The organism is Streptomyces sp. WP-1, from assembly GCF_030450125.1.
Taxonomy (GTDB): domain Bacteria; phylum Actinomycetota; class Actinomycetes; order Streptomycetales; family Streptomycetaceae; genus Streptomyces; species Streptomyces incarnatus.
Genome location: NZ_CP123923.1, coordinates 140892 through 163576 on the forward strand (window position 1 = coordinate 140892; position 22685 = coordinate 163576).

At 71.4% G+C, this 22685-nt stretch carries 19 protein-coding genes, 1 pseudogene and 1 riboswitch; of the genes and pseudogenes, 9 read left to right on the forward strand and 11 right to left on the reverse strand.

The window, feature by feature from the left end; genetic code table 11:
• Positions 1 to 20: 20 nt before the first annotated feature.
• On the forward strand, positions 21 to 875 hold the full coding sequence (locus tag QHG49_RS00615) for an SDR family oxidoreductase (protein ID WP_301486744.1): 855 nt from the start codon (positions 21 to 23) through the stop codon (positions 873 to 875).
• Between the two features lie 262 nt (positions 876 to 1137).
• Here QHG49_RS00615 and QHG49_RS00620 read toward each other — a convergent pair whose 3' ends face one another.
• Both QHG49_RS00620 and QHG49_RS00625 read right to left on the reverse strand, forming a co-directional pair.
• Entirely contained in the window at positions 1138 to 1560 is a 423-nt protein-coding gene (locus QHG49_RS00620; RefSeq protein ID WP_301486746.1) for a RidA family protein, read from the reverse strand.
• Between the two features lie 64 nt (positions 1561 to 1624).
• The gene (locus tag QHG49_RS00625) at positions 1625 to 2299 is read right to left on the reverse strand and encodes an HD domain-containing protein (protein ID WP_301486748.1); all 675 of its coding nucleotides are present in this window, start codon (positions 2297 to 2299) and stop codon (positions 1625 to 1627) included.
• A 71-nt stretch (positions 2300 to 2370) separates the two neighbouring features.
• On the opposite strand from QHG49_RS00625, the gene QHG49_RS00630 reads away from it, so the two are divergent.
• Together QHG49_RS00630 and QHG49_RS00635 are read left to right on the forward strand one after the other, a co-directional pair.
• Complete coding sequence (locus QHG49_RS00630; RefSeq protein WP_301486751.1) at positions 2371 to 3378, forward strand: GlxA family transcriptional regulator; 1008 nt, start codon at positions 2371 to 2373, stop codon at positions 3376 to 3378.
• A gap of 92 nt (positions 3379 to 3470) precedes the next feature.
• Positions 3471 to 3977: an SRPBCC family protein gene (locus QHG49_RS00635; protein ID WP_145489392.1), complete on the forward strand. Its 507-nt coding sequence runs from the start codon at positions 3471 to 3473 to the stop codon at positions 3975 to 3977.
• Positions 3978 to 4083: 106 nt separating this feature from the next.
• On the opposite strand, the gene QHG49_RS00640 is transcribed toward QHG49_RS00635, so the two are convergent.
• Genes QHG49_RS00640 through QHG49_RS00650 form a run of 3 tightly spaced genes read right to left on the reverse strand, consistent with a single transcriptional unit; the run spans position 4084 to position 7119 of the window.
• Positions 4084 to 5331 (reverse strand): ThuA domain-containing protein, encoded by a 1248-nt coding sequence (locus QHG49_RS00640; protein WP_301486755.1) that lies wholly within the window; start codon positions 5329 to 5331, stop codon positions 4084 to 4086.
• A 60-nt stretch (positions 5332 to 5391) separates the two neighbouring features.
• Complete coding sequence (locus QHG49_RS00645; protein ID WP_301486758.1) at positions 5392 to 6792, reverse strand: ricin-type beta-trefoil lectin domain protein; 1401 nt, start codon at positions 6790 to 6792, stop codon at positions 5392 to 5394.
• Positions 6793 to 6843: 51 nt separating this feature from the next.
• Positions 6844 to 7119 (reverse strand): hypothetical protein, encoded by a 276-nt coding sequence (locus tag QHG49_RS00650; RefSeq protein WP_301486760.1) that lies wholly within the window; start codon positions 7117 to 7119, stop codon positions 6844 to 6846.
• Positions 7120 to 7573: 454 nt separating this feature from the next.
• On the opposite strand from QHG49_RS00650, the gene QHG49_RS00655 reads away from it, so the two are divergent.
• Positions 7574 to 9229 carry a ricin-type beta-trefoil lectin domain protein gene (locus tag QHG49_RS00655; protein ID WP_236576149.1) on the forward strand — a complete coding sequence of 552 codons (1656 nt, stop codon included), beginning with the start codon at positions 7574 to 7576 and terminating at the stop codon, positions 9227 to 9229.
• 459 nt (positions 9230 to 9688) lie between these two features.
• Positions 9689 to 9805 (forward strand): annotated as a pseudogene (locus QHG49_RS33985) (hypothetical protein); the annotation flags it as partial.
• Between the two features lie 99 nt (positions 9806 to 9904).
• Here the strand turns inward: QHG49_RS33985 and QHG49_RS00665 are convergent.
• The 5 genes from QHG49_RS00665 to QHG49_RS00685 form a co-directional block, all read right to left on the reverse strand.
• On the reverse strand, positions 9905 to 10909 hold the full coding sequence (locus tag QHG49_RS00665; RefSeq protein ID WP_301486763.1) for an ABC transporter substrate-binding protein: 1005 nt from the start codon (positions 10907 to 10909) through the stop codon (positions 9905 to 9907).
• 9 nt (positions 10910 to 10918) lie between these two features.
• Positions 10919 to 11686 (reverse strand): ABC transporter ATP-binding protein, encoded by a 768-nt coding sequence (locus QHG49_RS00670; protein ID WP_301486765.1) that lies wholly within the window; start codon positions 11684 to 11686, stop codon positions 10919 to 10921.
• Between the two features lie 2 nt (positions 11687 to 11688).
• On the reverse strand, positions 11689 to 12675 hold the full coding sequence (locus QHG49_RS00675; protein ID WP_370530556.1) for a FecCD family ABC transporter permease: 987 nt from the start codon (positions 12673 to 12675) through the stop codon (positions 11689 to 11691).
• 175 nt (positions 12676 to 12850) lie between these two features.
• Positions 12851 to 12986, reverse strand: a riboswitch (cobalamin riboswitch).
• A 191-nt stretch (positions 12987 to 13177) separates the two neighbouring features.
• Positions 13178 to 14506, reverse strand: a complete 1329-nt coding sequence (locus tag QHG49_RS00680) for an RICIN domain-containing protein (RefSeq protein ID WP_301486769.1) — start codon at positions 14504 to 14506, stop codon at positions 13178 to 13180.
• A 306-nt stretch (positions 14507 to 14812) separates the two neighbouring features.
• Positions 14813 to 15733, reverse strand: a complete 921-nt coding sequence (locus tag QHG49_RS00685) for a spherulation-specific family 4 protein (protein WP_301486771.1) — start codon at positions 15731 to 15733, stop codon at positions 14813 to 14815.
• 787 nt (positions 15734 to 16520) lie between these two features.
• Between QHG49_RS00685 and QHG49_RS00690 the strand changes: the two genes are divergently transcribed.
• Complete coding sequence (locus QHG49_RS00690; RefSeq protein ID WP_301486773.1) at positions 16521 to 19451, forward strand: AAA family ATPase; 2931 nt, start codon at positions 16521 to 16523, stop codon at positions 19449 to 19451.
• Between the two features lie 40 nt (positions 19452 to 19491).
• On the opposite strand, the gene QHG49_RS00695 is transcribed toward QHG49_RS00690, so the two are convergent.
• Positions 19492 to 20304: a DeoR/GlpR family DNA-binding transcription regulator gene (locus QHG49_RS00695; RefSeq protein WP_145489378.1), complete on the reverse strand. Its 813-nt coding sequence runs from the start codon at positions 20302 to 20304 to the stop codon at positions 19492 to 19494.
• A gap of 382 nt (positions 20305 to 20686) precedes the next feature.
• Here QHG49_RS00695 and QHG49_RS00700 point away from each other — a divergent pair, with 382 nt between their 5' ends.
• The 3 genes from QHG49_RS00700 (at position 20687) to QHG49_RS00710 (ending at position 22633) form a co-directional block, all read left to right on the forward strand.
• On the forward strand, positions 20687 to 21025 hold the full coding sequence (locus QHG49_RS00700; RefSeq protein WP_236576151.1) for a nuclear transport factor 2 family protein: 339 nt from the start codon (positions 20687 to 20689) through the stop codon (positions 21023 to 21025).
• A gap of 169 nt (positions 21026 to 21194) precedes the next feature.
• Positions 21195 to 21944, forward strand: coding sequence for a hypothetical protein (locus tag QHG49_RS00705; protein ID WP_301486776.1), 750 nt, complete (start codon positions 21195 to 21197; stop codon positions 21942 to 21944).
• A complete protein-coding gene (locus tag QHG49_RS00710; RefSeq protein ID WP_301486778.1) occupies positions 21944 to 22633 on the forward strand; it encodes a DUF4166 domain-containing protein in 690 nt (229 codons plus the stop codon). The genes QHG49_RS00705 and QHG49_RS00710 overlap by 1 nt, the downstream gene beginning before the upstream one ends.
• Positions 22634 to 22685 lie beyond the last annotated feature (52 nt).

Below are 22685 nucleotides of genomic sequence, written 5' to 3' on the forward strand. Positions count from 1 at the left end.
CGTGCATTGGAGCTTGCCCCATGTCCCACTCCGACAGCCGGCCCACCCTCGTCATGGGCGCCCGCGGCAGCATCGGGGCGTACGTTCTCAGCGCTCTGCGTGAGCAGGGCCTGGCGGTGCGTGCCTCGGCCCGCACGCCGCAGCCGGGGCAATTCCCGGCGGGCACCGAGGTGTTCGCCGCGGACCTGGGCGACCCGGCCGGCCTGCGCACCGCGTTCGCCGGTGTGCGCCAGGTCTTCCTCTACGCTCATCGCGGCGGTACGGACGGTGTGATCGCCGCCGCTCGGGCCGCCGGGGTGGAGAAGCTGGTGCTGCTGTCCTCGGGCAGCGTGATCCACTCGTCCTCGGTGGGCAACACCATCACCGAGGAGCACCGCGCGATCGAGAACGCCTTCGCGGCGGCGTCCGATCTGACCGTGGTGCCGGTGCGGCCGCTCGTGCTGGCGGCCAACGCGCTCAACTGGGCGTGGCCGATCAAGGCCGGCAACGCCGTGGCCCTGTACAAGCCTGATGCCCTGACCGCTCCGGTCCACGAGCGCGACATCGCCGCGGTCGCCGTCGCTGCGCTGACGGGGAATACCTCGCCGTGGGTGAGTGGCCTGCTGACCGGCCCGGCGCGCCTGAGCCGGCGCGACCAGGTCGCGGTGATCGCGGCCGCCACAGGCAAGGACATCACCGTCACCGAGCTCTCCCGCCGCCAGGCTTCGGACCGGTTCTCGCGGTTCATGCCCGCCGACCAGGCCGAGGCGGTGCTGCGGTTCCTCGACGACGCCGAGGCCGGCAACTCGCCCGCCACCGACACCGTCACGCGGGTCACGGGGCGCCCGGCGACCGGGTTCGACATCTGGGCGGCGGACCACGCCGCCGATTTCTGACCCGCGCCCGGCTCCGGCCTCGGTCCGGGGCACGGGTCAAGCGACGGCTTCAGGTCGCCACGGGCGCCGCGCCCGAGACACCGCGCCTCAGGGACACCGGGCCTCGGGCGCGCTCCGGCCGGGCCGGTGGTCGGTCCGGCCGGAGCGTGCTCACTCGTCGTCGGTGGGGTCGCAGGACCCTCGCGATCCGCCCGCACGCCGCGATCACGCCGGTCGACTGCGCCGAACTCCTGGGCTCGGAGGCGGGCCCAGGAGCGGTGGTCTACCGAGGAGCGTCGGGGTAGGCCGCGGTCGCGCGGATCTCCACGAGGAGTCCCGGGCTGGCGAGGCCGCTGACCCCGATGATCGTCCAGGTCGGGTAGGGCGCCTCGACGAGGCGCCGCTTGGCTTCGATGAAGCCGGGCAGATGGCGACGGATGTCGACGTGGTAGCTGGTGACGTCGACCAGGGCGGACAGGTCGAGGTTCTCCAGCCGGAGGATCTCCTCGATCTTCCGCAGGGCGATCCCGGTCTGCTCCTCGATGGTGTCCGGGACGGTCCCGTCGGCGCGGCGGCCGATCGTTCCGGCGATGAACAGGAGACCGTGCGCGCGGACGGCGGCGGAGTAGCCGAAGTCCGCGAAGGCGCTGGTGGTCTCTCCGAAGACCGGGTTGTCCTCGGGGATCGCGATGGTGCGGACGGTCATTGCCGTGTGTCCTTCTCTTTGCCGATGGGTTGGATGGGCCGTGGAGGTCGTCGAGCCGGTGGTGTCAGTCGCCCCAGCGGGACGAACGGCAGGCGTGCTCCAGCCGGGTCCGGCCGTAGGTCTCGCGTTCACGGAGCAGTTCGCCGGGGACCGTGTGGCGGGGCGCGTTCCTCGGGTCTTTCGCGGCCTGCGCGACGATCGCGTCGGTGAGGGAACGGACCATGTCCAGCCGCGGATAGGCGGCGTGCAGTGCCTCGGCCTGCTCGTCGGTGACGACGTCGAGGTGGTCGGCGCCCCCGGGGCCACCGAAGTCGAGGGCCACGCCCTCACGCACGAGCGTGCACAGCGTGCCGCGGCGTTCCGCGATGCCCGGGGAGGTGTGCAGGGCGATGGCCTGCCAGACCTGGTCGGCGTCGGCCTCGGACACCGCGTGGTCGATGAGGAACGAGGCGGCCCGGTCGGCGCCTTCCACTTCGAACCGCTGGGTGTGCGGCCCGTCCGAGGCCACGCCGAGGTCGTGCATCGCGCACGCGGCGAACAACAGGTCGTCGTCGTAGTCGCGGTCGGCGGCGAGGCCCCGCCGGACGGCGAGCAGCCGGGCGAACAGGTAGCTGCGGATGCTGTGGTGGAAGACGGACGGCGTCTCCACCGATCGGATGAGACCGATGACGGCGTCGGCAAGTGGCGTGCCGGGCAGCGTGGTCGGGTCGGCGGTCGCCTCGTGAGTAGGTCCGGTCATGCCTTCAGCCTGGCCGCGACGGCTGTGACCTGGCGAGCGGCAAAATTTCCATGCTTCGTTAGGATCTTGCCATGACAGTGCATCATGTCGCCGTACTGGCGCTGGACGGGGTCACCCCGCTCGACCTGGCGATCCCGACGCAGATCTTCACCGCCCGGCCGGAAACCACCTACGAGATGACCCTGTGCGCGCTGGACACGAAGGTGCGGACCACCGCGGGTTTCGCCCTCGTCGCCGACGGGGGCCTGGAGCAGGTGCGCGCCGCCGACACCGTGATCGTGCCGGGATTCGAACCGATCACCGCGGTGCCGGACACCGTGCTCGACACGCTGGCCGAAGCCCGCGACCGGGGCAGGCGCGTGGTGTCGATCTGCACGGGCGCCTTCGCGCTGGCCGCGGCGGGCGTGCTGGACGGGCTGCACGCCACGACCCACTGGAAGCACATCGACGACTTCGAGCGGGACTTCCCGGCCGTCACGGTCGACCATGACGTGCTCTACGTCGACGAGGGCGACGTCCTCACCTCGGCCGGGGTGTGCTGCGGCATCGACCTGTGCCTGCACATCGTTCGCCGCGACCTCGGCGCGGAGGTGGCGAACGAGATCGCCCGCGGTCTGGTCGCCGCCCCGCACCGGGACGGTGGGCAGTCCCAGTACGTGCCGGCTCCCGTCGCGGTGGCCGGTGAGGCTTCGCTCTCCGGTACCCGCGGCTGGGCCCTGCACCGGCTCGGCGAGCCGCTCACGCTGCGCGTTCTCGCCCGGCACGCGGGCCTCTCGCAGCGCACCTTCATGCGCCGGTTCACCGAGGAGACGGGCACGACCCCGTTGCAGTGGCTGCTCGGCGCCCGGCTCGGCAGGGCGCGGGAACTGCTGGAATCCACGGACCGGTCGGTGGACCAGGTGGCGCGGGACTGCGGGCTGGGCACGGCGGCCAATCTGCGGCTGCACTTCCGGCGCGCGCTGGACACCACCCCCACCGCCTACCGCCGCGCCTTCACGCGCCTGGCCTCGCGGGGCCCGGCCGGTTCGCCGGATCCCATGGCGCGCCCCCGCACCGGTGCCGCCGCTGCCGCCCGCTGAAGGAGCCCTTCCGGCCCGTCGGCGAGGGCGGCATGCCACAATCCCTACCGACTGGTAACTCCCAGGGTGTCGACGTCGAGGAAAGGTGCCCCATGGCCCGCGTGTTCACGGTGAGCGACAGCATCCACATCGACGTATCGCCCGATGTGGCCTACCAGGCCATCTGCCGCCCCGGTGACATGGGCCGCTGGAGTCCGGAGAATCTCGGCACCACGGAGGGGACGGGGCACGCGCCGGCGGAGCTCGGCACCACGTTCGTCGGACGGAACAAGCGCGGCCGGTTCCGCTGGGTGACCCGGTGCACGGTCACGGCGGCCGAGCCGGGCCACCGCTTCGCCTTCCGTGTGCATGCCATCGGCATCGGCCGGCCGCGCCTGCGCGGCCCGATCGCCGGCTGGGAGTACCGCTTCGAGCCCGCCGACGGCGGTACGCGGGTCACCGAGACCTGGACGGACGACCGGCGCGCCTGGCCCGCCTTCGTGGCCGACACCTTCGACCGGATCGCCACCGGGGGACACACCTTCGCCGCCTTCCAGGCCCGCAACATCCGTGCGACGCTGCGCAACCTCAAGCGGGAGCTGGAGACCGGCGCGAACTGACACCGGCCCGTGCGGGCATGTCGGCCACGACTCCCGTACCGGGCGGCTGCCGCCCCGGCGCGGTCCGCGCGGGGCCGGGCGCGACGGCAGCCGGGGCGGGGCGGGCTCAGGACGGCAGCGTCCAGGTCTGGTTGGCGGCGCCGGTGCAGGACCAGATCTGCAACCGGGTGCCGTTGGCCGAGCTCTGGCCGGTGGCGTCGAGGCACTTGCCGGACTGGGGGTTCACCAGCGAGCCGTCGCCGCCCTTCCGCCAGAGTTGTGAGCCGGTGCCGTTGCAGTCGTACAGCTGCACCTTCGTGCCGTTGGCGGTACCGGCCGACGTGACGTCCATGCACTTGCCCAGCGCCCGCAGCGTCCCGTCGGAGCCGGCGGTCCACGTCTGGGCGCCGGTGCCGTTGCAGTCGTAGAGCTGGACGGCCGTGCCGTTCGCCGTGCTCGCGGAGGCGACGTCCACGCACTTGCCGCCGATGCCCTTGATCGCGCCCGAACCGCCGCCGGGCGGCGGGGTGACCGGGCCGGACGCGCCGCCGAGCCAGCGCAGCCCCTGGAGCAGCAGCTTGTTCTGCTCGGCGCTGGCGAACGTGGACGACAGCGTCGTGTTCGTGGCGTAGTCCATGGCGTTGTGGCCGAAGTTGTTGTAGATCATCTTGTAGTTGCGGTTGGACCATACGATCGGGTAGTAGCCGCTGTACCACGACTGACCGGGGTCCGTGCCGACCGGGAAGGTCGACTGGTCCATCGACGCCAGGATGTCGATGTCCGGGTTCTGCCGCAGGTCGTGCTGCCAGCTGTACCACTCGCTGACCGACGAGGTGATGGTCGCGGGCAGGCCGGCCGTCGCCGGGTGGTCCGGGTCCTCGATCTTCAGCGTCTCGGAGGTCGGACCCCAGGTGTTGGACCGGAACGTGCCGGTGCCGAGAAAGGTCTCGTGGTACCAGGACCAGTCGCTGGGCGTCTGGTCGTTGTACGCCGACACATGGAAGCCCATCCAGGCGCCGCCGTTGTTCATGTACGTCTGGAACGCGCTGCGCTGGGCCGCGGTCTGCGGGTAGTTGTCCAGGAACATCACGACCTGGTAGTCCGCCAGGTTCGCCGCGTTCAGCTTGCTCCAGTCGTTGGTCGCGGTGTACGAGTAGCCGTTCGCCGCCGCCTGCTGCGGGAACCACGCGTTGGCCTCGTGGACGAAGCTGATGTGCGCGGCGTCGTAGGTCCCGTCGTAGAACGCCAGGATCTTGAACGGCGTGGCGCCGTGCGCCCGGTGGGCGGGGACCGCCAGGACGCCGAGCACGACGGCCAGCAGGGCGAACAGACGGAGCAGGGTGCGGGGAAGCCGGATGACGCTGGGTCTGGCCATGGGAACTTCCTTGCGTGGGGGGTGGTTTGAGCCGTGGGGGCGTCGCCGGTCCGGCGGGGGTCAGCCCAGCGTCCAGCTCTGGTTCGCGGTGCCGGTGCAGGTCCAGATCTGGAGTTGGTTTCCGTCGGCGGTGCTCCAGTCGGTGTCGTCCAGGCACTTGCCCGAGCCGGTGTTGACCAGGCTGCCGTTCGAACCGGCCGTCCACGCCTGGGCGTTGGTCCCGTTGCAGTCGTAGAGCTGGACCTTGGCGCCGTTGGCCGTGCCGGCGGCGGTGACGTCGAGGCACTTGCCCAGCGCGGTGAGGGTGTTGCCGCTGTGCGTCCACTGCTGTGCGTTGGTGCCGTTGCACGTGTACAGGGTGACCGGGGTGCCGTTGGCCGAGTCGGCCCCGGCGACGTCGACGCACTTGCCGCCGTAGCCGTGGATGGGCGCGGTGCCACCGGTCGGGGGCGGCGTGGTGCCGCCGCCGGTGATGGCCTTGAAGATGCCGGTGAACTGGTGGTCGCTCTGCGCGGTGCCGCTGGAGCCCTGGTTGTCCCGGCTGAGCGCCCAGAAGGTCAGCTCCTGGATGCCGTTGGTGGCCGCGAAGGACTCCAGTTCCTGGGCGTCCTGGACGGTGAAGACCTCGGCGCCGGTGTCGTTCACGCCGATCATCGGGCAGTTGCCCTCCATGGCCCACAGCTGGGCGGAGGTCTTGGTGTTCCAGATCTGGCCGAGCTGGCCGTGCAGGCCGTCGGCGGCGCTGATCGCGGCCTGGCCCATGTCCATGGCCGGTCCGTAGTCCATGGTCATGATGTTGACCAGGTTGACGCTCAGATTGTGGCTCTTGGCGTTCTGCAGCAGGGCGACACCGTTGGACTCCAGGCCGTTCGGGCTGACGGGCAGCGTGTAGTCCACGTCCAGCTTCCTGCCCTGGGCGGCGTACTGCTGCTGGAGGTTGGCGAGCGCCTGGTTGCGCCGGTCGTTGGCGGCGGTGTTGTCCAGGGTGCCGCCCTCGATGTCCAGGTCGACGCGGGTCAGACCGAACTGGTCGATGACCTTCTTGTACTGGGCCTGCATGGCCGCGACCGTGCCGCACGAGGTGAGTTCGGAGCCGCTCGCACCGCCGAAGGAGGCGATGACGTCGCCGCCCTTCGCGCGCAGGCTGTCGATGGCGTTGTTCCAGCCGGAGTCGGTGACCGGGGTGTCACCGTTGATCGTGGCGTTGCAGGTGCCCTGGCTGATGATGAAGGCGAGCGTGTAGTACTTGTTCCCGGTCGCGTTGTACGCGTTCATCAGCGACGACGGGTCGTTCCACATCTCCGCGTACGGGGCGGCGTAGTGGGCCGGGAAGCCGGGGCCGGGGCCGGGGCCGGGGCCGGCGGCGGCCGAGGCCGTTCCGGCGGTGGCGAGGAGGCCGCCGGCGACCAGCGGAAGGACGCAGATCGAGGCGGCCAACCATCTTCTGAGGGCTCGTATCACGGGGGTTCCTCCTGGCACGGCTGGTGTGGGGGTGTCCCGCGCTCGGGGCGGCTACGGGCAGTTCGTCAGGTACGCCACGTTGTTGCCCGGGGTGACGGCCGCGCCGGTGACATCGAGGCACTTGCCGTTGCCCAGGCTGGTGAGGGCACCCGCGGTCGCGGCGCGGGCCGGCCCGGAGTCGACGGCCACCAGGGCGCCGGCCACGGCCAGGGAGGCTGCCAGCACGATGGCCAGGGGCGCGCGCGACCGGCGGCGGTGGCGGTCGCGGTGGCGGTGGCGGTCGCGGTCGCGGTCGCGGTGGCGGTGGCGGCGGGACGAAAGAGGCACGGGGCGAGTCCCTTCCGGGGTGAAATGCCTTGCCGGACAAGCCAGATGCCGTGCTCGTCTTACCGCTTTTTACAAGCCGTGAAATTAGGGCCGTCCGGCGATCCCGTCAACCCCCGTGACGCGGCGAGAGCGCGGCTCCTTCCGTCCCGGCCGGTCAGCGGCTGGGCCCTGCGCGCGAGCAGGCTCCGCACCGGCCCGGTAGCCGATGGGTGGCCCTGTTACGCAGCCTTGACGGTATTGGTATGCGCCAATACCCTCTGCCTCGCCCAGAACTCCACACGGTTCAACACCGCTGCTTCGCAGCAGAGTTGACGATGCATCCGCCGGTCGGGGGCGGGATATCGAACAGACCCGATCATCTCCTTCTTCGGAGGCCAGACCTATGCAACTACCCCCTGCAAGGGCACGCCGCGTCGGGTGGAAGAGAGCGCTCTCTCTGCTTCCCGTCGTCATGATGACGGTGGCCGCCACCGTCACCACGACACTGAACGCCCAGGCGGCGGTGCCCTCGCCACCGTCGGGCTTCACGCTCACCTGGAGCGACGACTTCAACGGTGCGTCCGGCACCGGCATCGATCAGAGCCTGTGGAAGTACGACACCGGGCCGGGCAGCAACTTCGGCACCGGTGAGATCGAGACGATGACCAACAGCACCTCGAACGTCTACTACGACGGTCAGGGTCATCTCGTGCTCCAGGCCCTGCACTCGGGTTCCGACGCGCGCAGCGGATGGACCTCCGGGCGTGTGGAGACCCAGTCGGCGGGCTTCGGCGCCCCGGCGGGCGGTGTCGTACGCATCGAGTCCGTCCTCCAGCAGCCGAACGTCACCACCGCCAACGGGGCGGGCTACTGGCCGGCGTTCTGGATGCTCGGCGCGCCGCTGCGCGACGGTGTGACCTGGCCGAAGTCCGGCGAGGTCGACATCATGGAGGACATCAACGGCCGCAGCTCCGTCTTCAGCACCCTGCACTGCGGGGTGAACCCGGGTGGGCCGTGCAACGAGTCGACCGGCATCGGCTCGGGTGAACGCGCCTGTCCGGGCTGCCAGACCGGCTTCCACGACTACGCGGCGGAGATCGACCGCTCGGTGTCACCGGAGCAGATCAGGTTCTACCTCGACGGGAACAACTTCTACACGATCAACGCCAACCAGGTGGACGCCACGACCTGGTCCGACGCGGTCGACCACCCCTTCTTCATCATCTACGACCTGGCGATCGGCGGCGGCTTCCCGGACGCCTTCGGCGGGGGCCCGAACGCGGCCACGGTCTCCGGCGGCAAGCTGGTCATCGACTCGGTGGCCGTCTACAACAAGGGACCCGGCTCCGGGGGCGGCGGCGGTTCGGTGAGCGGCCAGACGATCACCGGGCCCGGCGGCAAGTGCGTGGACGTGGCCGGTGACGACACCGGCGGTGACGGCACCGCGGTCCAGCTCTGGGACTGCCAGTCGGCGGCCAAGGACCAGCACTGGACCTGGAACGGGCAGACCCTCCAGACCCTGGGCAAGTGCCTGGACATCGCCGGTGGCAACAGCGCCGCCGGTACGAAGCTGCAGCTCGCCACGTGCAACAGCGGCGGCTACCAGTCGTGGGTGCGGCAGCCCGACGGCTCGCTGCGGAACCCGACCAGCGGCCGGTGCATCGACTCGCCGTCGGGTGCGACCGCGAACGGCACCCGCCTGCAGATCTGGGACTGCAACGGTTCCGGCGCCCAGCAGTTCGCCATCGGGACCCCGATCTACGGACCGGGCGGCAAGTGCGTGGACGTGGCCGGTGACGACACCGGCGGTGACGGCACCGCGGTCCAGCTCTGGGACTGCCAGCAGGCCACGTCGCTCGACCAGAAGTGGACGTGGAGCGGCCAGACCCTGCGCACCCTGGGCAAGTGCCTGGACATCGCGGGTGGTGTGAACGCGGCCGGCACAAAGCTTCAGCTGGCCAACTGCAACGGCGGCGGTTACCAGAACTGGGTCGCCAACGCCGACGGTTCGGTGTCCAATCCGACCACCGGCCGGTGCATCGACTCACCCTCGGGCGCCACCGCGAACGGCACCCGCCTGCAGATCTGGGACTGCAACGGCTCCGCCGCCCAGAAGTTCTCGCTGGCGTGATCGGGAAGAGCCCTGCCTGAGATGAGGCGGGCGTGTCGAAGGGCCGCATCTCGGCTGGTGCGGCCCTTCGGTGCATCGCCACCGACCGTGCTCTGGAGCGTTCGAGCGGCCGGGCCGCGCGGCACCACCGTCGCCGACTTCGGACAGGGCGCCGAGACCACCCGCAACCTCTACCGCGGCGTGTCGAGCACACGGGAGCCGCGGCCACGGCGGCCTGGATCCGCCACAACACCCGCCAACCCGGGCCGGCTGCGGGAGGCCCTGGACGGCCGCCCCGAGGACTGGGCGGCCGTCCGGGCGCACGCCGTGCACTCCCACCTGTGCAATGCCACCGCTCGGGCCGACGCGGCGACGGGACCGGATCTCGCCGCCCAGGCCGGCCCCGAATTCCGGCACGGCCCCGCCGTACTGACCATCCCGGCCCGACTTCCTCACCCGAGCGCTGACAGGGCATCGCTCATGTCGCTCGACGTCTCCCCTCGCCTGCTCACCGAAGCCGAGAACGGCGCGGTGAAGGGCGAGGACTTCATGGAAACGGTCCGCACGTCTCTGCCGTACGCCTACGCCCTCGTCGCTCGCCGCAGCTGTGCCGGGGTTCCGGTCGCCGTGGACGCCATCCGCGTCGACCGGGTTGGCACGGCGGTGGGACACGGCACGGTCCGCTGAGCCGCCGCGTCACCGGCCGGCCGGCACGGTCCGCAGATAGGCACCGAGCCGTGCGATCGCCGACGGGTTGCGGGGGCTTTCGACCAGGTCGGCGTAGTCCAGGGAGATGATCCGCCGGTGTGCGACGGCGGCGACGTTCCGCAGCGGAGGGTAGGAGAGCAGGAACTTCTTCTTCTGCTCGGCGCTGACGTCGCCGTAGTCGCAGATGACGATGACGTCCGGGTTCCGCTGCACGACGCTCTCCCAGCCGACCGTGGTCCAGGAGTCCGCCAGGTCGTGCATGACGTTGACGCCGCCGGCCTCGGTGATGATCTGCTCCGGGGCGGCGTAGCGGCCGGAGGTGAAGGGCGTGTCCTGGCCGCTGTCGTAGAGGAAGACCGAGGGACGGTCGGCGCCCTTGGGCGCCTTGGCCCGCACGTCCGCGATCTGCTTCTTGAAATCGGCGATCAGCGCGGCCGCGCGCTTCTGCACGCCGAAGAGCCTGCCGAGGTTGGTGAGGTCGGCGTACAGGGCGTCGAGGGGCGGCATGATGCCCCGGGCGGACTTCCCGCGCCCGTTGTGGCAGGACTCCGTGAGGATGTACGAGGCGATGCCGAGCTTCTTCAGGCTGTCGGGGGTGAAGCCGCCGTCCTCCCGGAAGCCGTAGTTCCAGCCGGCGAAGACGAGGTCGGCACGGGCGTCGAGTACGTTCTCCTTGGTGAGCTGGTCCTTGGACAGCCACGTCACCTTGTCGTAGCCGTCCTTCCAGGGCAGATCGCGCACATCGCCCTTGTCGTCGGGCATGGCGAAGCCGGCCATGCGGTTCTCCAGCCCGAGGGCGAACATCAACTCGGTGATGCCGACGTCGTTGGTGACGACCCTCTCGGGAACCTTGTCGTAGGTCACCTGGCGACCGCAGTTGGTGAGGGTGACCGCGGACGCCGGTTTCGCGTCCTCGGCCCGTTCCACCGTCGCGCCGCATCCCGTGGCGGTCGCGGCGAGACAGAGGGTGGTGGCGACAAGCTGCTTGCGCATGGTCGTCCTTCAGGTGGTGGGCGGGAGCAGGTCGAACAGGAGCCGCACGGCGTCCGTCTCGGGGTGCCGGACAGCATGGGCCCGGACGCCGAACACCTCTGCCAGCAGCGGGGGTTGAAGGACGTCCCGGGGCGGTCCGGAGGCGACGATCCGGCCGCCGTCGAGGACATGGAGGACATCGCAGTGCGCCGCCGCCAAGTTGAGGTCGTGGAGGGCGGCCAGCACGGTCAGACCACTGCCGCGCACCAGGGACAGGATGTCCAACTGATGGGCGATGTCGAGGTGGTTGGTGGGTTCGTCGAGGATCAGAATCCTCGGTTGCTGGGCCAGGGCCCGGGCGATGAGGACCCGCTGCTTCTCGCCGCCGGACAGGCCGAGGATCCCCCGCTCGGCGAGGTGGTCAACGCCGGTGCGTGCCATCGCCCGGTCGCAGATCTCCCGGTCCGAGGCGGCCGTACGGCCCTGGTGCGGCAGCCGGCCCATGGCGACCACCTCGGCGACGGTGAAGTCGAACTCGGCGGACGACTCCTGTGGCAGCGCGGCCAGCACCCGGGCGGCGGACCGCGCGTCCATGGCGTGCAGATCGCGGCCGTCCAGCCGCACCACTCCCCCGGCCGGCCGCAGCGCCCGGTAGAGGGAGCGCAACAACGTCGACTTGCCGCTGCCGTTGGGGCCGACGACTCCGACGAACGCCCCGCTGTCCACGGTGAGATCGATGTGCTCGACCAGGCGGGTCCCGGCCGCCTCGATCGTCACGTCATCGATGTCGAGTCGCATGTTCAACGCCCTCCGAACGCGTAGCCGGCCTGCCGCATCAGCAGCAGGAACGCGGGCACACCCACCATCGCGGTGATCACCCCGACCGGCAGCTCGGCGGGAGTGAACAGCAACCGGGACAACAGGTCCGCCCACACCAGCAGCACGGCTCCCGCGAGCGGGGCGACCGCCAGCACCCGTCGGTGGTCGGCGCCGACCAGCATCCGTACGACGTGCGGCACCATCAGTCCGACGAACCCGATGGCTCCGCTGACCGCCACCACCGTCCCCGTCATGGCCGCGGTGACGAGGAACAGCTCCCGGCGCAGCCGAGCCGGTCCGACGCCGAGCGCGGCGGCGGTCTCGTCCCCCATGGCGAGGGCGTTGAGCGGCTCGGCCCGCCATCGCAGCCAGGCCCATCCCGCCGCGACGGTCACCGCGGCGAGCGGCAGTTGGGCCCAGGTGGCACCGCCCAGACTGCCCAGCAGCCACATCATCGCCGACCGGGCCGCTTCGCCGCGGGCCGCGCCGAAGACCATGACCGTGGTGACGGCCTCGAAGCCGTACGCCAGTGCCGTACCGGTGAGGATCAGCCGCAAGGGCGTCAGGCCCCGCGGGGAACGGGCCACCGCGTACACCAGCGCCATGGCGGCGAGCGCCGAGGCGAACGCCGACGCGGACAGCGCCCACACCCCGAGCCCGGCGAACGCTCCGAGCAGGATGACGGCGTTGGCGCCCACCGCCGCGCCCGAGGAGATGCCGAGGACGAAGGGATCGGCCAGCGCGTTGCGGACCATCGCCTGCACGGCCACCCCGACGGCCGCGAGACCCGCTCCGACCACGGCGCCGAGCAGCACCCGCGGCAGCCGGAGCTCCCAGACGATGGTGTACGCGGCCTCGTCACGCGCGTGCACGGTGCCGCCGCTGAGTCCGGCCCACAAGAAGCGCAGCACGTCGGCCCAGCCGACGCCGGCGGCCCCGAGGCCCACCCCGCTCACGAGGGAGAGCAGGAGCAGCACCGCCAGGGCGAAGCCGAGCGGCAGCACGGGTATGTGGCCGGGGGCCGTACCTCGACGCACGGGAGAGCCGTCCTTCACGCGGGCCGCCGTGGGACGTCGAGCAGGAGCACCCCGTGCGGCCGATCCGGCGGCCCGGCCCCCTTCTCGCAGTCCACGGCGAGCAGTCATCGGGTCGATACGCCCCCGCAGGCGATCGGGCTCGCACGACGACCGTCGGACCGGTCGTCGTGCACACCGTTGCGGGTCAGCGCCGGACTCTCACCGGACTTCCCCCACGGGAGACAAGGGGAGCCTAACAAATGTCCCGTCCGGCTCTGTTCGGCACAGATGCCGCTCGTATGCGGGCGAGTAGAGGTGACCGTCGCGGAACTGCTCCACTCCCGGCTTGCGGACGATCCCGTCCAGGGCACCTCTGATGATCAGCTCACCCGGGCGGGGAGGCGCAGGCCACGACTTCGGCGGGTGCCACCGGTAACCGGTGGCGGGTGATCCCTCAGCGGTAGTCGCCGGCCGGAGTCCACCATTTCTGTTGGGTGCCGCCCCAGCAGTCGAAGAGTTCGAGGTTCTTGTCGCCCCGGGTGGTGGAGGCGTTCGCGACCTCCAGGCAGCGGCCGGACACGGGGTTGTACACCTGTCCGTAGCGGCCCAGGACCCACCTCTGGTTCTGTCCCCCGTCGCACCGGTCGAGGCCGACGGGCGTGTGGTCGGCCGTGCCGTCTCCGGACGCGCTCAGGCACATGCCGTGCACCTGGAGGGTGTCGTCCTGGCCCATGGTCCAGTCCTGCGCGTCGCCGCCGTTGCAGTCCCAGATGTCGGCGACGGCCGGGGGCTGCGTGGCGTTGTCGTAGTCGTCCAGGCACAGGGACTGCCCCTCGCTGCCCTTGAGGCCGTACGTCAGGGGTGCGTGGACGGGTGCGTTCGGCGTCATGCGCGCGTCGACGTCGCTGACCGAGGCGGTCGTGGAACTGCCCGTGTTGCTGCTGACGATCTGCACGCCACGCAGGACGAAGTCGGACTTCGGGAGGTGCTCGGGGTTGACGTAGTCCACGTACTTGTCGAACAACTGGCTGAAGTCGTCGTCGATCGACGCCCAGGTGGCGTCCTTCATCAGGTCGGGGCTGCGCACCATGACCCGGCAGCCGTCGGGACAGGTCTTCGTCGTGTCGTCCCTCGTGTACCAGACGACACCGTTGGCGTCGGGAGCCTTGAACGTGCCGGGGTCGTAGTGCACGACGGAGATCACGTCAGGGTGCGCCGAGCCGTGCTCGGAGTCCTCGAAGATGAGGTCCGTGGTGAGGAGCGCGCGCTTCTCGTCGCAGGTGAAGGGCTTGGTCTGCTGGACCTTCGCGCGGTAGGAGACATCGATCCGGCCGTCCGCCGCGGTGCGGTACGCGCGGTCGGGCCCGGGTTCGAGCTGGGAGTCGGGGTAGGTGTAGCTGACATTGGTCTCGTGCAGCCCGCAGACCCCGGAGGCGTCGTTCTGCATGGTCACCGTCTTGGCGGCGGTCTGGGTGGTGAACGAGTAACCGGGTGAGGCCCCCCAGGCGGAGGTGTTCCATCCGTAGGTGCCGATGTCCCAGGTGGGGCGCTCGGGGCTCTTCCGGGTGAACTCCTCGGTACCGGCGAAGGCGCCGCAGCCGGCGCTGCTGGTACGCCCGGGATCGGGCGTCGTGTTCTTGTCCGGCGGATCCTCCACGACCAGCGAATAGCAGTCGTGCGAGGGGCCGGGGTCGTACAGCAGCGAGAAGGAGCCGGTGCCGGCCGACGCGGGCTGCGTCAGCGGCGGCCACAGGACGGGTAGGAAGAGAAGCAGTGCGGACAATGTCAGCAGGGCGATTCTGCGGGGTGGGGCTGGTAGGGCCCTCATATAGCGCTCCGGTGGGTGAGAGGGGCCATGCACGCGGCCTGTGGGGCCGCCGGCGAGGGGCGCGTGCGGCACCGTGTCGCCGGTGTGGCGCCTCCCGCCGACCGCGGTGGGGGGCGCGGTCGGCGGGAGGCGGTTCATGGCGCCGTCATGGAGCGGGAATCGCTGCCCGACGGCGCCATCTGCGCGGTCCTGGAGGCCGGCCTGGTGGCCGACGGCGCAGGACCGCGGGTCATGACGGCCGGCGGCGGGGACCGGCCGGGGTCAGCCGACGGTGTTCACCTCGGCGGACCAGTACGAGGGGAGGGTGTCCCACGGGTTGCCCCATTCCTGGCCCGGGGCGTGGGAGTTGTCGTCGTCGGTGGCGTAGACGTAGCCCGCGTTGCGCTGCTTCGAGAGGGCGATGGCGTTCTGCATCCGCGCCTGGCTGCCCGTGGTGTGGATCAGGTGCCAGATCTTGGACGGGTCGGCCGTCGCCTCCCAGGACTCGCGGTCGTCGCCGTAGTGGTTCACATAGTCGTCGTAGGTGCCCTCGAAGGTGACCAGGGTGTCGGCGGCCTGTGTGTAGCACTCCTCGGGCGAGGCGCCCGGGTTGGCGACGACCTCGGCGCCGGCGTCCTTCCCCTTCACATAGGACCGGAGCCTCTTGTAGGCGTCGACGTAGGCGTTGGCGTCGGACGGGGTGCCGCAGGCGGTGAGGCCGTCGTCGAAGAAGATCCCGTCCAGGCCGGAACCGCCGTAGTAGCTGTACCACTTGTCGATGTTCCGCTCCGCGCCGTCGACCCAGTCGTCGATGGACGTGCCGCCGTCGGGCGCGGTCCAGCCCTTGGTGCCGAGGTATCCGGAGTCGACGTATCCGACCACCTTCGTCCCGGCGTTGTGCGCCGCCTTGATCGCGTTCGCGTAGCCGGTGTCCTTGCTGTCGCCGGGTCCGGTCTGCGGGTTGGCGACGGCCAGGCCCGCGCCGGGGGCCGAACTGGACAGCTGTGCCCACAGGTTGCCGTCGCCCGGGTTGAAGTACGCCGGTACGGCCACTCTCTGCTGGATGCCGGCGGCAGCGGACGCGTCGCCGACCGGGAGGGAGACCAGGGCGCCGGCGGCCATGCCCGCGCTCACGGCCGCCGCGCACAGACGGCGCCTCCTTCCGGCGCCCGGGCTGCGGTCCAGGTCACTCCTGCTTCTCATTGCGGCGTGCCTCCACTTTCTTTTCCTCCGGCGCGCTGCCGGAATCATTCGGCCTTCGCGAGGAGAGGGACTGTTCGTGAGCAAGGAGGCGGCCTGAGGGGTGAATGAATCCGTGAGGGGGGTGTTTGTTCCGGCCGGCTCCGCGATGCGTTTTAGTCCCCGGGGTCGATTCTCGTCAAGGCATCCAATTTCCGCATGCGTTGGGGATCCGGAGCCCCGGAACCGGCGCTTCGGCCCCGGATCCGAACCACCACGCGCGCCTGCGGCACGGCTCTCGGCCCGCCCCGAAGCCACTCCACACCGGAGTGACCAGCGGTGATCCATCGGCAACGGTCCCGGGCGACCCCGCGACGGCGTGGTCCGGGACATCGTCCCCCTGCGGCGGACCGGGGCAACCGGAGGGTATGACGACGGGCTGGAAACGCTCACCGTTCGTGCACGATCCGTCCGAACGCTTTCCCGAGGAATTGCCCGGTTTTCTTTCCGTTCCGGCGACTCGGCACGGCGGGGTCGGTGTAATGGATTCGGTGCGGAATTCGTGTGCTGGGGCGGGCCGAGTTACCCGTCCGGCCAGCCTCGGGGCGAGAGACGGCGGCTGGGGAACACGATCCGGCGCGTGCGGACGGCAGGGCCCGTGGAGGGCGTCCCGGGCACCCCCGACCCCGCACCGCGGCTTTGCTCCGTCGCCGGTGGCATAGGCTGCCGTTCCACAGTGCGGAGCCGAGGTCACGGCCTGGATGGCCAGGCGTACGGGCCCGGCGGAGAGAGCAAGTACGGCCAGACCAGCATGAGAGCACCAGGGAACCGGTTCCAGGATCGTGGCGGTGACGACGTGGAGATGTTCACGGGCCGCCTGAGCGAGTCGCGGGCGCTGCGCGCCGCCGCCGACTCGGCCCACGCGGGCACGGCCACGGTCGTACTCGTACAGGGGCCGCCCGGCATCGGAAAGACGACCCTCGTGCGGCAGTTCCTGGCCGGGCTGGGTGACTTCACCGTGCTGGACGGCGCGGCGACACCGTCCGCCGCGCCCGCCGACTTCGACTGCCTGTCCCGCCTGCTGCATCAGGCGACGGTGCGGGTGCCGCACCGCTTGCCCACCGGAGGGCCGAGTGCGCCGGGGCCGGAGCGGCCCGCCGCCGCTCCTTCGGGGCCGGGTGCGCTGCGGGAGTTGCTGGACACGTCGGCGGCGGCCCCCTGGGCCCTGTTCGTGGACGACGCCCAGTGGGCGGACAGCCCCTCCCTGAAGGCGCTGCTGGAGGCCGCGCGCGAGGGCGGCCCCCTGTGTCTCGTGCTGGCCGCGCGGCACTCGCGCGGCTGGGACGAGGAGGTCCTGCGGGCGCTGCACACGGTGGCTCCCCTGACCCATGTCGACCTGGCCGAGCTGGGGGAGGCGGATGCCGGGGCCCTGGTGGCCACCGCGCTCGGCGATCTCGCCGACGACGCGCTCATACGTCGCCTGGTGCTGCGGTCCGGCGGCCATCCGCTGTACCTCAGGAGCCTGCTCGACGGCCACGGCACCGCCCGGCCCAGCGGCCCGCCCCGGCACGCCCTGCCCGCGTCCGTGGTGCGACGTCAGCTGAAGGGCGTTCCGCCCGAGGGCGTGGCGGCCCTTCAGGCGCTGGCCGTGCTCGGCGGTTCCGCGACCGTGCCGGCCCTGGGCGCCGTCCTGGGCTCCCCCGACTGCGCCTCGGCGCTGGATCCGCTCGTCCACGAGGAGTTCATCACGCGGACGGATGTCCATGTGCCCACCGTCGCGTTCAGGCACGGCGTGTTCCGTGACGCGCTGTACGGCACGCTTCCGGCCGCGCGGCGGCGCGCGTTGCACGTCGCCGCGGTCGAGGTGGTCGACGAGCGGCAGGCGCTGGCGCACAAGGTGGCGGCCGCCGAGGCCGTCGACACGCGCCTGGCCGCCGACCTCCTGGAGACCACGACCCGCGAACTCGCCGAGGGCGGGATCCTGCACGCGGCACGGACGCTGCTGTCGGCGGCGTCCCTCTCGCCCGCCGACGACCACCGGACCGACCATCTGCTCTACGGCGCCGTGCGGCTCCTCTTCTGGGCCGGTGCCGACGCGGAGCTGACCCGGCACGGGCCCGCGCTGGCCACCCGTCGGCCCTGTCCTTGGCGGGACGAGGCGCTGGGCCTGGCCGAGTTCGCCGCCGGGCGCCTCACCTCGGCACGGCGGCTGCTGGACCGGGCAGAGGAGTCCCTGCGCGAGGCTGATCCCGGCCAACAGGCCGTCATCCGCACCGAATTGGCTCTGGTGCACGCGATCCTGGGACAGGGGGAAGCCACCCGGCTCCACGCCGACCAGGCCCTCCACTCGGCTCCCCCGGCGGGGGATGTGTGCCCGTACGGTCCCGTGGGACGCCGCCGGGGAACCGGCCCGGCCGTGGTCGAGCCGGTGCCGGGCGGCCCCGCCGACGCCCGCCCGCCGTCCGGTGGAGACCCGGATGTCTGCGCGCAGGCGCCGTACGTCGTCGTACCCCCGGGTGTCCGGCAGGCGGCGGGGGCTCTGGCCGCCTACGGTACGGCGCTGCGGGACGGCCCCCGGGCCGGGCTGGACCTCTTGGCGGGCCTGCCCGAGGACGCGGACCGGATCGGTGAGGAGGACCTTCCGGCCCTGACCGTCCGGGGCATACTCCGGCTCGCGGACGCGCAGCTGTCGTCCGGGACGGCCGACCTGACCATGGTGACGGCCCGCCGCCGCCCCGCCGCCGCCCGCCTCCTCGGTACGAGTGCCTCGGTGCACCTCGTCATGTGTCATCTGCTCGGGGGCGACTGGAACCGGGCGGTACGGGAGGTGGAGACGGCACTCGACGACGATCAGGGACGCTGCTTCGACCCGCCCGCCCTGTGGTCCCTGCGCTCGGTCCTCGACGCGTTCCGGGGCGACGACAGGGCGGCCGAGGCCAGTCTGAGCCAGGCCCAACGACTCGCAAAACCGCTGGACTTCGGGGGTCCGCAGTACCACACGGCCATGGCCCGGGCCATGCGGGCGCGGGCGCGGGGGGACCACCGGGGTGTGGTGGACGCCCTTCAGATACTGGCCGAGCGTTCCGCGCACTCCGAGCGCGTGCGCATCGTCTCCACGAGCTGGCTGCCCTTCCTCGCCGAGTCGCTCGTCTCGTGCGGGCTCGCCGACCTCGCGCGTGCGGCCCTGGAGGAGTTGCGGTCCGCCGGCGCCGCGTCCAACCCGCACCTGCGTGTCGCCGACGCCTGGCTGCGGGGCCGTACGGCGGAGGCGGCGGGCGCGCACGAGGACGCGCTCGGCCGGTACGCCGAGGCGGTCGGACTGCTCGGGCCCGGCCGGGACATCCCGTTGGTGCGAGGGCTGCTGGAGATCTCGCGCGGGCGGGTGTCGGCGGCGCTCGGCAGGCAGGGCTCGGCGGCCGCGTACTTCGACAGTGCCGAAGACCTGTTCACCCGCCTGGGCGCGCGGCCGTTCCTGGAGGAGTGCCGGGCCGAGCGCCGGGTTTGCGTGCCCGAGCGCGGGGACGCGTCGGCCCTGGACCACCTGCTGACCGGACGAGAGCGCGAGGTGGCCCGCCTGGTGGGGCTCGGCTGCACCAACCGGGAGATCGCCGACGAGCTGACGCTCAGTGCGAAGACGATCGAGTACCACCTGCGGAGCGTGTTCGTGAAGCTGGGTATCCGCAGCCGTAGAGAACTGCGCCGACGGGTCCAGGAGGCGGGCGGCGCGGGCGATCGCCGGTGAAGCGGGCGCGGAACGCCCCGGGCCGCGGCGACCGCGTCTGTCAGGAGGAGCGGCGACGGTGGGGCCGCAGGGCCGAGGGCATGGCCACGAGGACCATGTTCAGGCCGGTAGCGCGCAGTTGGGCGACCAGGTCCGTGCTCGCGTGCGAGTCCGTGACCACGGTATGGACGGCGTCGATGTCGGCGATCTTGGCCTGGTGCACCTGCCCCAGTTTCGAACTGTCGGCCACGACGATCCGCTGTGTCGCCTGCTCCAGCATGACCCGGTCGATCTCCGCTCCGTCGGAGCTGTACTGGGTGAACCCGGCCGCCGGGCTGATGCCGTCGGCACCCACGATCGCGTAGTCGAAGCGGTAGGAACGCAGTGTCTTCTCGGCGGGTCTGCCGACGAGGTCGTTGGACAGCGGCCGTGCGGTGCCGCCGGTGACCACCACCCTCGCCGCCTGACGCTCCGTCAGTATCGTCGCCGTGTCCAGCCCGTTGGTGATCACAGTCAGGTCCGACCTGCCGGCCAGGCTCCTCGCCACGAAGCCCGCCGTGCTGCCTCCGCTGAGCGCCAGGGTGAGCGGGCGGCCGGGGACGAGGGAGGAGGCGAGCGCACCGATCCGGCGTTTCGCCTCGGTGTTCTGCGACCGCCGCAGGCTCACCGGGAGTTCGGCGCTGCGCCGGGCGGCGGCGATCCTTCCGTACGACCGCCGGATCAGTCCCCTCTCCTCCATGACGGCGAGGTCCCGGCGCACGGTGGGACCGGAGACGCCCAGGACGGAGGGCAGCAGACGGACATGGAGTTCCGCGCGCTGCGACAACAGGGTCAGGATGGTCGAGATGCGGGTGTCACGCGTTCCCTCGATCATCCGCGTCCCCGCCCCGCGGTGCGCGCCGGACGGATGGTTGCGGAGGGGTACCGCTCCCCCGCTCCCCGCCTCCCACCGGTCCGTGCGTGCGACGGCCTTCCCGACTCGGGCGTCCCATGGGTCAAGGAATGCAAACTTCGAAACTCCGCTCATGATCCGCCCCGTGCGTGGGACCTCGTGTCCCGGTCACGGAGTGGTGCTGTCGATGACGGCTTCCACCGCTGTCCCGCCGCTGACCGCCAGCTTCTCCGAAGCGCGTGCCGAGCGGATCAGGGAAAGTTCCTAGGGTTCGCGCGCCACGTCCACCACCGACGACGAAGTGCTCGTCCTTGCTGAGCAGTTCGGGCGAGTGCGACCGCTGGGTCAACCCCGCCCGTAGCACGTGGGCCACGGCATCCGAGCCGTTGCGCGGGCCGAAGCCGCGACCGATGTCGGCGGGTGCACCCTGCCGGGCGAGAACACCATCAGCGGCACCGTCGTCGGCGCGGACGCCGTGGTGGAGCGCGCCCGGAAGATCGCCTCCTACGGCCTGTCCTTCGAGCTGCTGCACATCCTGGTCAGCCGCGAGAACATGGCCCTGTCGCTCCACAACACCGCCCAGCGCCCGGACGCGGTCCTCGACGAATACCTGAGCACCGTCTGCCGCCTGCGCGACGGCAGGATCGCCGGCATCGAGACCTATCTGTCCGACGTTCCCGGCATGAACGCCTTCTTCGTCTGACGGGAAGCCAGGTTCCGGGCACGACAGTGAACCCCGGCCCCGGGTCTCACAGTTCCCGGGCCCGGGGTTTTTCCGGCTCAAGGTTTTGAGCGATCGCTCAAAGCGGTGTACCTTCCCTCGCAGAGTGTTTGAGCGATCGCTCAAACGCCGAGGAACCGGGGGGAACACGATGGGTCTCTACGTGGAGGCGCATATACGCGCCGACCTGGACGAACTCTGGTCACGCACCCAGGAACCCGCCCAGCACCGGCGCTGGGACCTGCGGTTCTCGGAGATCGACTACCTTCCGCGCGCGGCGGGCGAGCCCCAGCGCTTCCGTTACGCCGTGCGTGTCCTGCCCTTCCTCACGATCTCCGGCACCGGGATCGCCGCCGGCGAGCGGGAGCGCCCCGACGGCACCCGCACCTCGGCCCTGCGCTTCGCCTCCCCGCACCCGCTCTCTCTGCTCGCCCACGGCAGCGGCTACTGGCGCTACGTGCCCGACGCGCACGGCGTGCGCTTCCTCACCGGCTACGACTACCGGCCCCGCTGGGGCGTCCTCGGCGCGTTCGCCGACCGGCTGTTGTTCCGCCCCCTGATGGGCTGGGCGACCGCCTGGTCCTTCGACCGGCTGCGGCTGTGGCTGGAGCGGGGCATCAGCCCCGAGCGCGCCCGGGCCAACTGGCTGGCCGAACTGGCCGTCCGGGCGCTGCTGTTCGCCGGGTGCCTTACCGGCCTGGGGCTGGAGCCCGCCATCGGCGCCCTCGGCCGGTTCGGGACCGGCGTGGCCTGCCTCTGCCCGCTCCTGCTGGCGGCCGTGATGGCGCTCGCCCTCTTCAAGGCTCCCCTCGCCCGCACCCCCGCCGCCCGCCGGTGCCTGCGCGCCCCGGCGGAACACACCCGGACCCCCCGCGTCCTGCGCACCCTGGAGAAGCACTGATGACCGCCCCCGCCTCGATGTTCCGCACCGTCCTCGGCGACGGCTTCGACCGCCTCCACCCCGAACTGCGGCGCCGCTTCTCGGTGGGCCTGGCGAGCGGGGAAGCCTGCACCGGGCGAGGCGTCATGGACCGGATATGGCACGGCCCGGCCTACATAAAGCCGTTCCTCGCCCTCGGCGCCACCCGCAACATCCTTGTCCCCCGGGCCGGCCGCGACATCCCGTTCGTGATCGAGAACGTCCCGTACACCGACACCTTCGGCCGGGAGACGGTGAGTTTCGTGCGCACCTTCGACCTGCCCGGCGGCCCCCGCCGCTTCGACGCCCAGATGGTGCTCAGCCCCAAGGGCGACCGGATCCTCGACTACCTCGGCACCCATCAGCACCTCGCCAGCGAACTGCACTTCGCGGCCGAGGCGGACGGCTCGCTGCTCATCCGATCCGGCGAACACCGTTTCCGGGAAGGCCCGGTGGATGTGCGCATACCGGAACTCATCGGCGCCACGGCCGAGGTGCGCGAGTCCTTCGACGACACCACCGGGCGCTTCCGGATCCGGGTGCGCGTGGTGAACCGCCGCTTCGGGCCGCTCTTCGGCTACGACGGCTCCTTCACGGCGTCGTACACGGACGCCGGCTCCTGCGGGACGCGGCCGGGACTGCGCCCGGTGCGGGAGGAGGCGCGCGCATGAGCCCGCAGCGACGGCACTCACTGGGGCAGCTGCCCTTGAAGTCACCGGGCGG

Bases quoted from the DNA above. Each gene is read 5' to 3' on its own strand.
- QHG49_RS00615 (WP_301486744.1), top strand. From the start codon at position 21: ATGTCCCACTCCGACAGCCGGCCCACCCTCGTCATGGGCGCCCGCGGC.
- QHG49_RS00620 (WP_301486746.1), bottom strand. From the start codon at position 1,560: ATGACCGTCCGCACCATCGCGATCCCCGAGGACAACCCGGTCTTCGGA.
- QHG49_RS00625 (WP_301486748.1), bottom strand. From the start codon at position 2,299: ATGACCGGACCTACTCACGAGGCGACCGCCGACCCGACCACGCTGCCC.
- QHG49_RS00630 (WP_301486751.1), top strand. From the start codon at position 2,371: ATGACAGTGCATCATGTCGCCGTACTGGCGCTGGACGGGGTCACCCCG.
- QHG49_RS00635 (WP_145489392.1), top strand. From the start codon at position 3,471: ATGGCCCGCGTGTTCACGGTGAGCGACAGCATCCACATCGACGTATCG.
- QHG49_RS00640 (WP_301486755.1), bottom strand. From the start codon at position 5,331: ATGGCCAGACCCAGCGTCATCCGGCTTCCCCGCACCCTGCTCCGTCTG.
- QHG49_RS00655 (WP_236576149.1), top strand. From the start codon at position 7,574: ATGACGGTGGCCGCCACCGTCACCACGACACTGAACGCCCAGGCGGCG.
- QHG49_RS00665 (WP_301486763.1), bottom strand. From the start codon at position 10,909: ATGCGCAAGCAGCTTGTCGCCACCACCCTCTGTCTCGCCGCGACCGCC.
- QHG49_RS00670 (WP_301486765.1), bottom strand. From the start codon at position 11,686: ATGCGACTCGACATCGATGACGTGACGATCGAGGCGGCCGGGACCCGC.
- QHG49_RS00685 (WP_301486771.1), bottom strand. From the start codon at position 15,733: ATGAGAAGCAGGAGTGACCTGGACCGCAGCCCGGGCGCCGGAAGGAGG.
- QHG49_RS00690 (WP_301486773.1), top strand. From the start codon at position 16,521: ATGAGAGCACCAGGGAACCGGTTCCAGGATCGTGGCGGTGACGACGTG.
- QHG49_RS00695 (WP_145489378.1), bottom strand. From the start codon at position 20,304: ATGATCGAGGGAACGCGTGACACCCGCATCTCGACCATCCTGACCCTG.
- QHG49_RS00705 (WP_301486776.1), top strand. From the start codon at position 21,195: ATGGGTCTCTACGTGGAGGCGCATATACGCGCCGACCTGGACGAACTC.
- QHG49_RS00710 (WP_301486778.1), top strand. From the start codon at position 21,944: ATGACCGCCCCCGCCTCGATGTTCCGCACCGTCCTCGGCGACGGCTTC.